We start from the raw sequence: 12,613 nt of genomic DNA, 5'->3' as shown, positions 1-12,613 counted from the left end.
ATTTAAGTTAAAATAATTTCTAAGCTTGAGGAAGGTTTCCTCAAGCTTTTTTTGTAAACACTGCTCTTATACACAGCTACCTTCCGGCTTGAAAATGTGGTAAGGTTTAAAAGGTAAGCATTTACATAAGGAGGAATAGCAAAATGGCAAATCAGCATGATCCAAATACATTACCGCCAAAAACATGTTCCGTAGACCGAATGGTCACAGTTAAAGAGGATGTTGAGAAGGTTCTTGCAGGAAAAAAAACAGCCACACGCCGTAATGGCAGATACGCTGATATCGGGGAAATCATGACACTTGAAGGCCAGGACTTTGTTGTAGATAAAGTTTATTCCCAATCCCTTGGTGAGTTAACAGACGATCATGCCCGCCAGGAAGGTTTCGAAAGCTTGGAAGACTACAAACAATCCATTCTTTCCATGCATCCGGGAATGCCGTGGCTTCCGCAGATGCGTGTATGGGTTCATGAATTCAGCGCAGTGAAGAAGTAATCTGCCGGGATGGACATAATGTACCGCATACTGCTGTACCTCCATGTCAGCAGTGCCATACTTTCTGTTGGGCCATTTTTTGTTCTGATTCCAATCGTCAATAAATTGGAATCGGCCGAGCCCGGGGTTCAGCAGGCATACATAAGCATCTTCAGGACATCCGTGCGCCTTGTCAAACATGCAGGACATGTACTTGTAGGCTCGGGTGTCCTTCTTATCGTGTACAGCCACTGGGCTTGGACGACATCCTGGATCGTTGCGACACTGGCTGTAATGGGAGGTTCCGTCTTTTTTCTCGCCCGGGCCTTCTCTCCCGTTCTGAAGAAATTTGATGAGCCTGGAGCAGATCAGCAGTTTCTTGTCAGGAAGCTTACCCGCTCCGTCTGGATATATCTTTTTCTATTAATGCTCATGCTCTGGTTCATGGTGGCCAAGCCTGTGCTTTGGTAAGGATAAAAAACAAGCGCTCAGGATGTGCGCTTGTTTTTTTATGCATGGATAAATCCATATTTTCACGGTTTTATGCAGCTTTTTTTGACCTTTGCTGAAGATGTGGTAACTATCATGTGCTTTGATGCCGCTTCTTTTGCCTTTTGCTGAAGATGCGGTGTCTATAAAATAGCATTATACGAACTCTGTGCCGATAATCAGAATTTCCACATGCAACTAACTTATTATTTCAAAAACCTTTCCGGAAAGTCTGTCATAATCACTTCGACTCCGGCATTATTTAACAATCCGCTGCGGGTTTCATCATTTACGGTATATACCCGCAAAGGAAAACCCGCTTCTTTTGCTTCTCTGCCAAACTCTGATAAAGCAAATCCCTCTTCACAATGAATGCTGTTTGCCCCGATGCTTTTTGCGATTTCGAGTATGTTTTCAGGGATGCCTTCAATCAAATAGCCTGTCTGCAAAGTGGCATGCAAGTTCCGGACTCTCTTCAGACTCTCTGCATTGAAAGATGATATTATGACACGCTTTTCCAATCCATATTTAAGGATAAGGTCAATTACCTTTTCTTCCATCCCGGGATATTCAATCAAATCATTTTTCAATTCAATATTAATCAGCAGTTCGTTGCCCTCCATCACTGCCCATTTTAAAAATTTCTCCAGATCGGGGATTGTTTCTCCGGCGTTCACATCCGCAAACCAGACATCAAGCTGAAGGATTTCTTCAAAGATCATGTCCTTAATATAACCGGTTCCGCCCGTCGTTCTGTCCACCTTTTCGTCATGAATGATCACAAGCGTACCATCCTTCGCCATCTGCACATCCAATTCAATGCCATCTGCTCCTGCCTCCAAAGCAGCCTGGAATGCGGCCATCGTATTTTCCGGAAAATGTCCACTGGCGCCGCGGTGTGCAAAGACTTTTGCTCTTTTATTCAAATTATCTCCTCCTATATCAACAACATTTATATATATTCTATTCTACGGCCTGCCCCAAAACCATTTTTTCATCCTCAGAATAGCCGCTCAAGTTTCACTTCGCATCCAATTCCCTTATAATGAAAACTATGAAACTTCTTTCTTCTCAGAACGTATTACAAGATATTCATACATAAAAACGAATTAGGAGTGAAATCTGTGGGAGTTCGATTGAGCAAGGGACAAAAAGTAGATTTGACCAAAACTAATCCTGGTTTGCAGGTTGTGGTGGCAGGATTGGGCTGGGATGTCAGCCATAATCAATCGCAATATGACCTGGACGCTTCAGCATTTTTAACAGGTGGATCCGGCAAAGTGCAAAGTGATAGTGACTTTGTGTTTTATAATAATCCATCCGGCGGAAACGGATCGATCCTTTACAGCAGTGATAACAGAACTGGTGCCGGTGCAGGGGATGATGAGCAAATCCGCATCGAGTTAAATAAGGTGCCGCAGCATATCCATCGAATTGCTTTTACTATTACCATTCATGATGCCCAGATGAAAGGTCAGAACTTTGGACAAGTTTCCAATGCCTATGTGAGAATTTTTAATGCCATGACAAACGAAGAGCTTATCCGCTTCGACCTTGGGCGCGATTTTACTGTTGAAACAGCCATCGTCGCTGCGGAGCTTTACCGTCACAATGGCGAGTGGAAATTCAATGCCATTGCAAGCGGATTCCAGGGCGGATTAGCTGCTCTTTGCCGCAATTTCGGCGTTTCCGTAGATGATGAGCCCGCTTCAAGTCCGCAGGCGTCATTCAGCCAGAGTCAATATCAGCAGCAAGCCCATTTTGGACAGCCAGCTCAAGGATTCAGTCCACAGCAAAACCAGCAGCCATATAGCCAGCAGGCACAATCAGGCTACAGCCCGTCGTCCTTTGGCCAGCCTGCCTACAATCAGGCTTCTTATAACACTCCACCTTCGCAGCCATCTTCATTTGGAGGGCAGACAGGTATTGGGCAGCCGGTTCAGGCTCAATCCTATACTGATGGAAATATTGCCTGCACCCGCTGTGGATCCACTAACATCCGCACCGGCCAAAAAGGATTTGGCCTTGGAAAAGCGGCGATTGGAGGACTCATCCTTGGGCCTGTAGGACTTCTTGGCGGCTTTATTGGAAAAAATCAGCTGAAGCTCACCTGTAATTCCTGCGGCAATTCATGGTCGCCTAATCAGACAGATTACGCACAGTGGGCAAATGATCAAAAGCGGCGTGCCCAGGAGCTGTTTACACGATTCAAGAGCCAGGATGTCATGGACGCCGTTGTAGCTTCATGTGCTCTTGTCGGCATGGCAGATGGCAGGCTTGATCCATCTGAACGCCAAAAGATGGTCGAGTTTGTAAACAGCAGCCAGGAATTAAAAGTATTTGATACGCAAAAAGTGATACAGCAATTCAATATGTTCGTCCAGCGGATTGAGATGGATCCGATCATCGGCCGGGCCGAAGCCTTCAAAGCAGTTGGCCGGGTAAGAAATAAGCCTGAGATTGCCCGCCTTGTAGCCCGTTATTGCATCGCGATCGGTTATGCTGATGGGAACTTTGATCAAAATGAAAAACAGGCTGTTACAGAGATCTGCATGGAACTCGGATTAAACCCTCATGAATTCCTATCTTAATATGTGAAATTCCTCAGCTCTGCCAAAATGCGGCAGAGCTTTTTTTTGTATTTATTCCCTTCTCCTCCTGAATATGCCGCATACAAAGTTCACCTGCGGGTATACTCAAAAAGATAAAGGCCCTGTTATTTCTAAAATTACTAAGGAGGTAATATCCTTGAAGGAAAGTTCGTCTACGGAACGATATATGCCCATGACTTCCTCCACGAGCGGAATGATTGTTAATGAAGCGGATGGAGTCTACTGCCTTACAGTACAGATTGTGAATGTTTGTTTTGTTCGAACATCAGAGAAGCCTGGCGACTGGGTTCTGGTTGACGCAGGCATGCCAAAATCTGCAGAGAAAATCATGGATGCGGCGGAAGAACTCTTTGGAGAGAATGCCAAACCGAAAGCCATTATTCTTACACATGGCCACTTTGATCATGTTGGTGCAATTATCGATTTGGTTGAGCGCTGGCAGGTTCCTGTATACGCTCATACACTGGAAATGCCATTCTTAACGGGACAGCAGGATTATCCAAAGCCTGATGCGAGTGTTGAAGGCGGACTTGTCGCAAAGATGTCCCCCACTTTTCCGCATGAAGGCATTGATCTCGGAACCCATGTTCAGCCATTACCTGATGACGGAAATGTTCCCTTAATGGAAGGATGGAAGTGGATTCACACACCAGGTCATACTCCCGGCCATGTCTCCCTATTCAGAGAGTCGGATCGCGTGCTGATTGCAGGAGATGCTTTTGTAACAGTGAAGCAGGAGTCCTTATACAGTGTGCTCACCCAGGAACAGGAAATCAGCGGCCCGCCCCGCTACCTGACAACTGATTGGGATGCTGCCCGGACTTCTGTACAGAAACTTGAAGCCCTTCAGCCAGATGTAGCCATCACTGGCCATGGCATTCCAATGGCTGCCGCTGTATTAAAGGAAAGCCTCGCCAGGCTCGTAAATGAATTTGATGAAATTGCCGTCCCTGACCATGGAAAATATGTAGACGGAGAACGTTAGAAAAAAAGCAAGGTTCACCAAATCGTGTGAATCTTGCTTTTTTGATGTTTAAAACAATCCAAAAAAGGAAGAGTATAAAAACGAATTCTAATAGTTCAGGAGGTTCATATATGCATCTTGAAAATTTTACAGGACAAAAAATCCAAATAAAATTCAAGAACTTTCCAAATGATCTCGTCGGGTCCATCACAGGCATTTATCAGCCCGATGAATGGTATCTTGTTAAACTGATCAAGACAGAAAGCATGGGAATCTGGGTTGAGAATCCTTGCTTCAAACGTACTATGGTCAAAGAGGAAGACGGTACCGACATCCCGGAAGAGCAGCAAAAGGAAGAGGATTGCGTCACCCATTTTTTAATCCGATGGGATTATATCAGTTCTGTCATTACCTTCCCGGATAAACAGACACTCGGCGTTGATAAGAAAGCAAAATTAATAGGTTTTCAGCCCTCTTAATAGATAGTTTAGCCCCCGGTTCCAGCGTCCGGGGGCTCTTTTGTTTTCGTATCGATCAGCATAAACTAACTTGTTTATCGTATCATTGCTATTCTATGCTATTTTTCATTTCATCAGAAAAGTTCACATTTATTGTTTTATAGACTATGATATATTTACCGACTTTTCAAAAAAATAAAAACCGGAGGAACACATATGTCAAAAAGAACCTGTATTGTCACACATGATCTGGAACCCTCACAGATTGATAAAATTAAAGAAGTCATCCCCGATTGGGAGCTCATTTCCGGAAAAGATCCAGCAAACTGGTACAATGAGATGAAAGAAGCCGAAGTGATCGCCGGCTGGAAAAAGGATTTAAAAGAGATGGTCCTTGAGGGAAGCAGCAGCCTCCGCTGGTTCCAGTCCTGGAGTGCCGGGGTTGATTCCCTGCCCCTGGCAGAAATGGAATCACAGGGCATCCAGATTACCAGCGCAAATGGCGTACATGCAAACCCCATTTCAGAAACGATTTTCGCCTTAATGCTTGGGCTCACACGCAAAATCCATACATATGTAAAAAATCAGCAAGCCAAGGTATGGCATCATTCTGGAATGAAGCTTGAAATTCATAATAAAACCATCGGCTTGATAGGCACAGGCGCTATCGGGAAGGAAACCGCCAGGATTGCCAAAGCATTCGGCATGAAGGTGATTGGAGTTCGGCACTCCGGAAAACCCGAAGAGTATATAGATGAAATGTACACTTCCGGCCAGCTGAATGAGGTGCTTCCTCTTTGTGACTATGTTGTCGTCACACTTCCGCTTACACAGGAAACACGGCAGTTATTCGGAGCCGAACAGTTTTCCCGCATGAAGAATTCTGCTTTCTTCATCAATATCGGCCGGGGTGAAATTGTAAAAGAAACAGATTTGATTGCCGCACTGCAGAACGGGCAGATTGCCGGTGCAGGCCTGGATGTATTTGAAAAGGAGCCGCTTTCTGAAGACAGCCCGTTATGGGAACATGATAATGCCATCATTACTCCGCATACAGCCGGCTCCACGGAATACTATACCAAGCGTGTAATTGAAGATATATTCATACCTAATTTAAAGGAGTACATTAACAGCGGTACTCCCGGCATTAATCAAGTAGATTATAAAAAGGGATATTAATAAAGAGGGCCTTGCAGCATTCGCAAGGCTCATTTTTTATACGCTACGATATAAAACCCTTCTTCTTCCGACCACTCTGCACAGAAAATATCTTTGATATTTTGCCAGCCTTCCGTTTTAATAGATTCCCTTAGCCAATTTCCATCTTTCCCCAGTAATTTCAGTCCGCCTTCTACTACTTCTCCTTCATCAATCAATAAAGTTGAAGGTTTCTTTTCTTTTACCTCAAGTTTCATCATTTCAGGAGTGACAGGCTCTTGTTTTTGGTATTTCATTACACTTAAGCCCCCATTGGTCTCAAGGTAAGCATATTTAACTTCATTCATACTGAATATTCCTTTTTGGCGCAGCATGGTTCTCAGCTGTTCCATTTCAAGATGGTTCTTCTCCATCTCCTTTACATTCAGCTTGCCATCCTTGACAAGGATCGACTCCCTTCCCTTTAAAATCGCCCTGAATATATTTTTCTTTTTTGCCAGAATTTCAATAATGTAAATAAATGCTCCCCATAATAAAGCCGAATAGATCACTTGCAGCGCTGTTACTTTGTCATCATAAATGGTTTCCTCAATAATCCCTCCAAGTACAACTGCATAGACAAAATCAAAAGGGGTGACCTGTGAAAGCTCCTTCTTTCCAAGAATACGGGTTACAGCTAACAGCGTTACCAGTCCAACAGCCATTTTTACTGTTATTGATAAATACATCAATGCTCCTCCTCTCTCTATAGCCTCTCTATTCCCCTTAGCGGTCTTTAAATACACCTTTTCCACTATTCCACTTTTTGCAAAAAAAATGATCTCTATGTCAAGAGATCACTTTACATATACTGGCTTTTCTCTTTTCTCCGCTTCCTGAATACTAAATCCTCCAATGCCCCAGAGCCTGAAAGGACACCTCCCACAATAAGAACCAGCCCGAGCATATGGTTTACAGAAATTACTTCACCAAGTATGAACGCTGAGCCTGCCAATGAGAAAAAGGTATTCAGGTTCAAAAAGATACTTGCTTCTGCTGGCCCGATATTACGGATGGCTGTGTTATAAACCATATGGCCGATAGCTGTTGCCAATACGGCAGATGCGGCAAACGCAGCCCAAACATAGGCTGGGGCTTCGATTATACCCTTAAGTCCGCCAGGTTCCATTATGCTGCCCATTACAAACAGGATCACTCCTCCAAAAACCAGCATATAGCCTGTCAGCAATCGCGGATCTAGCGTTTTCGAAGCCTTGCTGATTATAATGAAGCTAAGAGCCTGTGAAAGAATGGAAAGGAACACAAAGAAATCTCCCGGAGTTAAGCTCTATATCCCTTTATTCCCTGAAAGGACAATAAAAGTCACGCCTGAACCGCCAAGCAGAAAACCAAGCACCTGAATGCCTGTAGGCTTATGACGCAGCAAAATAGAAGACAGGATGGCTGTCAAGAGCGGACCGGCACCTAATATAAGTCCTCCATTCACCGCGCTTGTTCCCGTTAGGCCTATGGCCAGAAAAAGATGGTGGCTGACAACACTTAAAAGGCCGCCAAATACTATGTACGAGAGTTCCCTCAAGCTCGGCTTTCTCACTTTTCCCATTATGCTTAATATCAAAAATACAGTTATACCTGCAGTTAGTATTCGCAAAGAAGTAATCGATACCGGAGGAAAATAACTGACAAGTATTTTTATAATGCTCACATTCAATCCCCATGAAGCCATGATGAAAGTGAGGAGAATGTATGTTTTTATATTATTCACATCGATCCTTCTTTCCAGAAAATCCAAGTTCATAATTTGTATCATTTTATCATATTTCAAATGGTAATATGTCTTTTTAAAGCTTTAAAATATGTAAGTGGCGGGCATGAACCTTCTGAACCTTTTCCTGCTGGCCTATAGGCAAACCAGGGTTTTTCGGCGGATGAATAACCGTGAAAAAAAGCAAAGAAACTGTATAATAGCAAGAGCAGCCTCCCATCAAAGGAACGGCTGCTCTTCTGCTTATTTTACATCTAACTCGTGAACCATCTCAGGTGCTGCTTTCATTTTATGCTGCTTTTTCGGCTTTTGGCCCATGTTATCAAAACGCGCCTTATCATAAACGGCAGCTCCCACAATTTCCGCTGTATCCTGAAGCTTTTCTTTGCTGATTTTATCAATCGTGTCTTCTGGAGAATGGTACCATGGTTCAGTTGGGCTGTGAATGAATAAAGCGGCTGCAATGCCTGCTTCCGCAAAAGGCACATGGTCACTTCTGCCTCCCTGATATACTGGGGTCGGCTCACCGTTCAGCCTTTCACTGGATGCTTGAGAAAGTTCCGTTACAAGATTTTTTTCTCCATCCAAAGTCATCATTACTAAATCGCCTGCATCCTTGCTTCCCACCATATCAAGATTAAAGTTTGCAATGGTTCTGCTGATCTCGTCGTCGGAAAGACTGTCAACATAATGGTAAGACCCAATCAATCCCAGCTCTTCTGCTCCGAATGTTGCAAAGCGAATCTCTGTATCGGTCGGAATATCCTTAAATACGCGTGCCAGCTCTAATGTCATCGCTGTTCCGGAAGCATCATCATTCGCTCCGGGAGCCCCTGCTACAGAATCATGGTGTGCGCCAACCACAATTATGTCGTCGTTTGCTTTCTTTTTGTTAGTTGGTTTCTTTGTGGCAATCACGTTGTGGGAAACTTTTTCTCCTGCATCCGCACCTTCAATGGATAGGGAAGCTGTTAAAGTTTCACCGCTCTCCATCAATGCAAGAATTGCCTCACCTTCTGCTTTTGACAGGGCTAACGCCGGAACATATTCTTCATTATGAGCTCCAAGCGTGCCGCTTAATGGACCCTCTGCATTATTAAAAATAATTACTCCGGCAGCCCCTTTTTCTGCTGCATTTAAAACTTTCTCGCCAAAAGAAATGGAACCGCGCTGGATAAGAGCAATTTTGCCTGTGAGATCAACGCCTTCCAGTTCTTCCGGTGTGCCTAGCCCAGCAAATGCGAGCTCCCCGCTTACATCCCCATTGACTGAATAGGTAAAGGATCTTGGCTGCAGGTCTCCTTCATAGCCATCAATGGTCACTTCCATACTGCTCGGAGGAGTATATCCATAAAACGTGAATGGCTGAATCTCTGTTTCATAGCCATAGGATTCGAATTGGCTTTTACTATACTGAACCGCATTATACTCCGATTCCGTACCGGCTACACGCGGGGTTTGTGAAAGATAATCAATATTATTATAAATATTTTCTGCATTAATTTTATTGACTACCTTCTTGTCGAATACATTTAACGGCTGAGTCTGTTTAACGTCTGCTGGATGTGCAAAAACTGCCTGTGTCCCAATAGCTCCAAAGATAAGAGTCGAAGCCAATGCCACTTTTATAATTGGTTTTCTCATCTAGTACCTCCAATAGAATAATAGATTCCGCTCATTAAATTTTATAATGTTTCGAAATCTCTTATAAGGGTACAAGATACTAGAGTACACTAGGTACAACCATCTATATTTTGGTTAAATTGTTAATATTAGTAAATACCTAATAGGAAAAATAGACAAAAAAAAGAAGGCTACCCCCGGTTAGCCTTCTTTCCCTACTATTTCATTATATCATGGTCCACATAGCGCTCGCCGTTTAATTCGCTGATTACGTTAATGGCAACTTTTGCACCGTCTCCGGCTGTAATGATTGTATGGACGCTGACTCCTGCAATTGTTCCGGCTGCCCAAATGCCATCGACATTCGTCTTTCCGTCGGATTCAACATCCAGAACCGTTTTAATGCGCGGCTCAGTACCTGCTTTGATCTTCAAACCGGCTTTTTCTGCTAAATCGGTAGATACGCCAGCTGCTATAATCACTTGCTTTGCTGAATAGGTTTTTTCTCCCGCTGTTACACTAAAACTCTCATCAGCTTTTTCAATGTTTTCAACTGTTGCCTCTACAATCTCTGCCCCGAACTTAGCGGCTTGCTTTTTGCCAGTCTCGATTAAATCCGGTCCAGTAATTTCCATAACTCCATAATGATTTTCAACCCACGCCCGTTTAGTCATGCTTTTATCATTATCCACAACCACTACCTTCTTGCCGGCTTTTGCAGCAAATAGCGCAGCACTTGCACCAGCAGGGCCTGCACCCACAATTAAGATATCAAACATCCATACTTCCTCCTTTAACACATTATTTACTTATAGTTTATCCAAACTGATAATAATTGTAAAATAATGTGATTTAAGGAAAATTGTCCAATTTAGTCCTCATCTTTGATATCCCGATCCTCCGGTATCGGCTCATTTAGAATTTCTTCCACCAGCTCCCTGTATTTTTCCACCTGCTTCAAATGAGCATTAAACTGTTCCTTGTATATTAAGTACTGTTCTCCGTCATATATGGCACGTATTTTCTTTTGCTGAATCAAGCTTTCTACATATGATTCAGGGTAAGATAAATATTCTGCGGTTTCTTTAATAGTAAGATACATGCTTGTTCTTCCCTTTCTAATTCCTTATAATATGGTTTTACTAATTTCTAGGCACTAGAAGACTCTACTAAAATCATATAGAATAGAAACTGTAAATAATTTGTATATGCAACTTATATTCTTTTATTATACAGCGAAAAAATACTTATTTGACTGAATTCCAGCTCTTTTTTCAGCCAGATAGAGAACAGGAGAAATATAAGCTAATGAATAAAAAAAAGGTATTGGGCTTATATGTAATGATCAGCCTTATTTGGGTATTCGGAACGAACTACCTTTTGCATATGCTTGAGCCCTCTTCTCTTGTCAGTTTCTTTTTTAGAGCAAAAGAGTTTCTGTACATTATCGTTACAGGCTGGCTGCTCTATTATTTTATTGGCAAAAGAGATGAGCTCAGTGCCTCGAGGGAAGATGAAAAGCGCCTTTCCACTTTAATCAATTCCATGGTTGACTTTGTCAATTTTAAAGACGGACAGGGCCGGTGGATTGAGTCTAATGAATTTGGACTTAAGCTGTTCAATCTTGAAAATGTCGATTATAAAGGCAAGAAGGACTCTGAACTGGCCGAGTACACTGATTTTTATGCAGACGCCCTTCGCTACTGTGAAACTTCAGATGAAGAAACCTGGATAAATGGTAAAATTACCCGCATCGAAGAAGTCATTCCTTTGCCTGACGGAACAGAAAAAACGTTTGATACGATTAAAGTCCCGCTCTTTCATGCCGATGGAAGCCGAAAAGGACTGGTCATTATCGGCCGGGATATTACAGAAAGAAAGCATGTGGAGAAGCTTCTTGCCGAAAGCCAGCAGCAATATAAATCTTTGTTTGAATATAATACTGAAATTGTCTTTATGACTGACCTTCATGGCACCATCACGAAAGTAAATCCCCAATTCAAAGCGGTGACAGGCTATAGTCCTGATGAGACATTGGGTAAAAGCATAAATGAAATCATACCAGCTCCTTATAAAATGAAGGCCATTGAAGACTTTACAGGCATCCTTGAAGATAAACAGCCGAAAACCTGTGAATTTGAATTCAATCATAAAAATGGCAGCCAGCTCACTATTCAATGCACTGCGCTTCCGCTCATTGTAAACGGTCAAATTGCCGGAATCATCGGCTATGGAAAAGATGTGACAAAGCTTCGTCAGGCTGAAGAAAGATTGCGCCGCACTGAAAAGCTTTCTGTGGTTGGCGAGCTGTCTGCCAGTGTTGCGCACGAAATCAGAAATCCGCTGACTTCTTTAAAAGGCTTCGTGCAGCTCATGCAGCTGGAAGATGAAAAGCACCAATTCTATTATCAGATCATGCAGGAGGAGCTGGACCGGATCAACCATATTGTCGGAGAGCTGCTGCTCCTTGCCAAGCCTCAGGATATTTGTTTTACAAAAGCGGATGTTCAAAAAATCCTTTTTAATGTCATTTCGCTTTTGAAAACAGAAGCCAGCATGCACAATGTCCAGATAGAGTTTTTATTAAAATCGGATGTGTATATGATTGAATGTGAACCAAATCAGCTGAAGCAGCTTTTTATTAACATCATAAAAAATGCCATTGAAGCATCAAGAGATGGAGGTAAAGTAACGGTTACACTGCAGGAGAAAGACCAGCAGCTGATTATCCTGGTTAAGGATAATGGCTGCGGCATGTCGGAAGAACGCCTTAACAGGATCGGTGAACCTTTCTATTCTTCCAAAGAAAAAGGCACCGGCCTCGGACTCACAGTCAGCTTCAAAATCGTCCAATCCCATAGCGGTTCCATTTATTTCAATAGTGAAAAAGGGAAAGGAACAGAAGCTGTCATTAAGCTGCCAGTAAAAAAACAAACATCCGCCCCTGAGGCAGGATTAATTGTTTAAACAGCAAAGAGCGATTTAAATCAAACGTTTGATTGAAATCGCTCTTTTTTTAATCCTGCTAATTCCCCTTAATCTCCAGCAGCTTCTGCCTCAAATCATTTTCC

13 protein-coding genes and 1 pseudogene are annotated in these 12,613 nt (G+C 42.9%); 7 read left to right on the top strand and 7 right to left on the bottom strand.

The features are described 5' to 3' along the window. Positions 1 to 143 precede the first annotated feature (143 nt). Both ACEQ1T_RS20595 and ACEQ1T_RS20590 read left to right on the top strand, forming a co-directional pair. Positions 144 to 494 carry an ASCH domain-containing protein gene (locus tag ACEQ1T_RS20595; protein WP_206845352.1) on the top strand — a complete coding sequence of 117 codons (351 nt, stop codon included), beginning with the start codon at positions 144 to 146 and terminating at the stop codon, positions 492 to 494. A 9-nt stretch (positions 495 to 503) separates the two neighbouring features. Beyond that, a complete protein-coding gene (locus ACEQ1T_RS20590) occupies positions 504 to 944 on the top strand; it encodes a hypothetical protein (RefSeq protein ID WP_206845354.1) in 441 nt (146 codons plus the stop codon). 224 nt (positions 945 to 1,168) lie between these two features. On the opposite strand, the gene ACEQ1T_RS20585 is transcribed toward ACEQ1T_RS20590, so the two are convergent. Further along, positions 1,169 to 1,888 (bottom strand): glycerophosphodiester phosphodiesterase, encoded by a 720-nt coding sequence (locus ACEQ1T_RS20585; protein ID WP_206845359.1) that lies wholly within the window; start codon positions 1,886 to 1,888, stop codon positions 1,169 to 1,171. A gap of 198 nt (positions 1,889 to 2,086) precedes the next feature. Here ACEQ1T_RS20585 and ACEQ1T_RS20580 point away from each other — a divergent pair, with 198 nt between their 5' ends. The 4 genes from ACEQ1T_RS20580 to ACEQ1T_RS20565 all read left to right on the top strand — a co-directional run bounded on the left by ACEQ1T_RS20580 (position 2,087) and on the right by ACEQ1T_RS20565 (position 6,175). Then, positions 2,087 to 3,553: a TerD family protein gene (locus ACEQ1T_RS20580; protein ID WP_206845362.1), complete on the top strand. Its 1,467-nt coding sequence runs from the start codon at positions 2,087 to 2,089 to the stop codon at positions 3,551 to 3,553. A gap of 187 nt (positions 3,554 to 3,740) precedes the next feature. Continuing rightward, positions 3,741 to 4,559: an MBL fold metallo-hydrolase gene (locus ACEQ1T_RS20575; RefSeq protein ID WP_244671321.1), complete on the top strand. Its 819-nt coding sequence runs from the start codon at positions 3,741 to 3,743 to the stop codon at positions 4,557 to 4,559. A gap of 110 nt (positions 4,560 to 4,669) precedes the next feature. Next, positions 4,670 to 5,017 (top strand): hypothetical protein, encoded by a 348-nt coding sequence (locus tag ACEQ1T_RS20570; RefSeq protein ID WP_009335932.1) that lies wholly within the window; start codon positions 4,670 to 4,672, stop codon positions 5,015 to 5,017. Positions 5,018 to 5,212: 195 nt separating this feature from the next. Next, positions 5,213 to 6,175, top strand: a complete 963-nt coding sequence (locus ACEQ1T_RS20565) for a D-2-hydroxyacid dehydrogenase (RefSeq protein WP_370224516.1) — start codon at positions 5,213 to 5,215, stop codon at positions 6,173 to 6,175. A gap of 29 nt (positions 6,176 to 6,204) precedes the next feature. On the opposite strand, the gene ACEQ1T_RS20560 is transcribed toward ACEQ1T_RS20565, so the two are convergent. The 6 genes and pseudogenes from ACEQ1T_RS20560 to ACEQ1T_RS20535 form a co-directional block, all read right to left on the bottom strand. Next, positions 6,205 to 6,882 (bottom strand): DUF421 domain-containing protein, encoded by a 678-nt coding sequence (locus tag ACEQ1T_RS20560; protein ID WP_206845372.1) that lies wholly within the window; start codon positions 6,880 to 6,882, stop codon positions 6,205 to 6,207. A 113-nt stretch (positions 6,883 to 6,995) separates the two neighbouring features. Next, positions 6,996 to 7,460 (bottom strand): annotated as a pseudogene (locus ACEQ1T_RS20555) (DMT family transporter); the annotation flags it as partial. A gap of 21 nt (positions 7,461 to 7,481) precedes the next feature. Continuing rightward, positions 7,482 to 7,919, bottom strand: a complete 438-nt coding sequence (locus ACEQ1T_RS20550) for a DMT family transporter (RefSeq protein WP_370224514.1) — start codon at positions 7,917 to 7,919, stop codon at positions 7,482 to 7,484. 243 nt (positions 7,920 to 8,162) lie between these two features. Then, on the bottom strand, positions 8,163 to 9,563 hold the full coding sequence (locus tag ACEQ1T_RS20545) for a M28 family peptidase (RefSeq protein WP_370224513.1): 1,401 nt from the start codon (positions 9,561 to 9,563) through the stop codon (positions 8,163 to 8,165). Between the two features lie 197 nt (positions 9,564 to 9,760). Further along, positions 9,761 to 10,321, bottom strand: coding sequence for an FAD-dependent oxidoreductase (locus ACEQ1T_RS20540; protein WP_206845376.1), 561 nt, complete (start codon positions 10,319 to 10,321; stop codon positions 9,761 to 9,763). A gap of 92 nt (positions 10,322 to 10,413) precedes the next feature. Then, complete coding sequence (locus ACEQ1T_RS20535; RefSeq protein WP_035331742.1) at positions 10,414 to 10,644, bottom strand: excisionase family DNA-binding protein; 231 nt, start codon at positions 10,642 to 10,644, stop codon at positions 10,414 to 10,416. Positions 10,645 to 10,850: 206 nt separating this feature from the next. On the opposite strand from ACEQ1T_RS20535, the gene ACEQ1T_RS20530 reads away from it, so the two are divergent. Further along, a complete protein-coding gene (locus tag ACEQ1T_RS20530; RefSeq protein ID WP_370224511.1) occupies positions 10,851 to 12,509 on the top strand; it encodes a PAS domain S-box protein in 1,659 nt (552 codons plus the stop codon). Positions 12,510 to 12,613: the final 104 nt, after the last annotated feature.

The sequence above is a fragment of the Cytobacillus sp. genome, assembly GCF_964223445.1.
Lineage (GTDB): Bacteria > Bacillota > Bacilli > Bacillales > Cytobacillaceae > Cytobacillus.
This window is presented reverse-complemented; position numbering and strand designations above follow the sequence as displayed.

What these genes read in the sequence shown, in the direction of transcription:
- ACEQ1T_RS20595 (WP_206845352.1), top strand. Translation starts at nt 144, where the DNA reads ATGGCAAATCAGCATGATCCAAATACATTACCGCCAAAAACATGTTCC.
- ACEQ1T_RS20590 (WP_206845354.1), top strand. Translation starts at nt 504, where the DNA reads ATGGACATAATGTACCGCATACTGCTGTACCTCCATGTCAGCAGTGCC.
- ACEQ1T_RS20575 (WP_244671321.1), top strand. Translation starts at nt 3,741, where the DNA reads ATGCCCATGACTTCCTCCACGAGCGGAATGATTGTTAATGAAGCGGAT.
- ACEQ1T_RS20570 (WP_009335932.1), top strand. Translation starts at nt 4,670, where the DNA reads ATGCATCTTGAAAATTTTACAGGACAAAAAATCCAAATAAAATTCAAG.
- ACEQ1T_RS20565 (WP_370224516.1), top strand. Translation starts at nt 5,213, where the DNA reads ATGTCAAAAAGAACCTGTATTGTCACACATGATCTGGAACCCTCACAG.
- ACEQ1T_RS20560 (WP_206845372.1), bottom strand. Translation starts at nt 6,882, where the DNA reads ATGTATTTATCAATAACAGTAAAAATGGCTGTTGGACTGGTAACGCTG.
- ACEQ1T_RS20545 (WP_370224513.1), bottom strand. Translation starts at nt 9,563, where the DNA reads ATGAGAAAACCAATTATAAAAGTGGCATTGGCTTCGACTCTTATCTTT.
- ACEQ1T_RS20540 (WP_206845376.1), bottom strand. Translation starts at nt 10,321, where the DNA reads ATGTTTGATATCTTAATTGTGGGTGCAGGCCCTGCTGGTGCAAGTGCT.
- ACEQ1T_RS20535 (WP_035331742.1), bottom strand. Translation starts at nt 10,644, where the DNA reads ATGTATCTTACTATTAAAGAAACCGCAGAATATTTATCTTACCCTGAA.
- ACEQ1T_RS20530 (WP_370224511.1), top strand. Translation starts at nt 10,851, where the DNA reads ATGAATAAAAAAAAGGTATTGGGCTTATATGTAATGATCAGCCTTATT.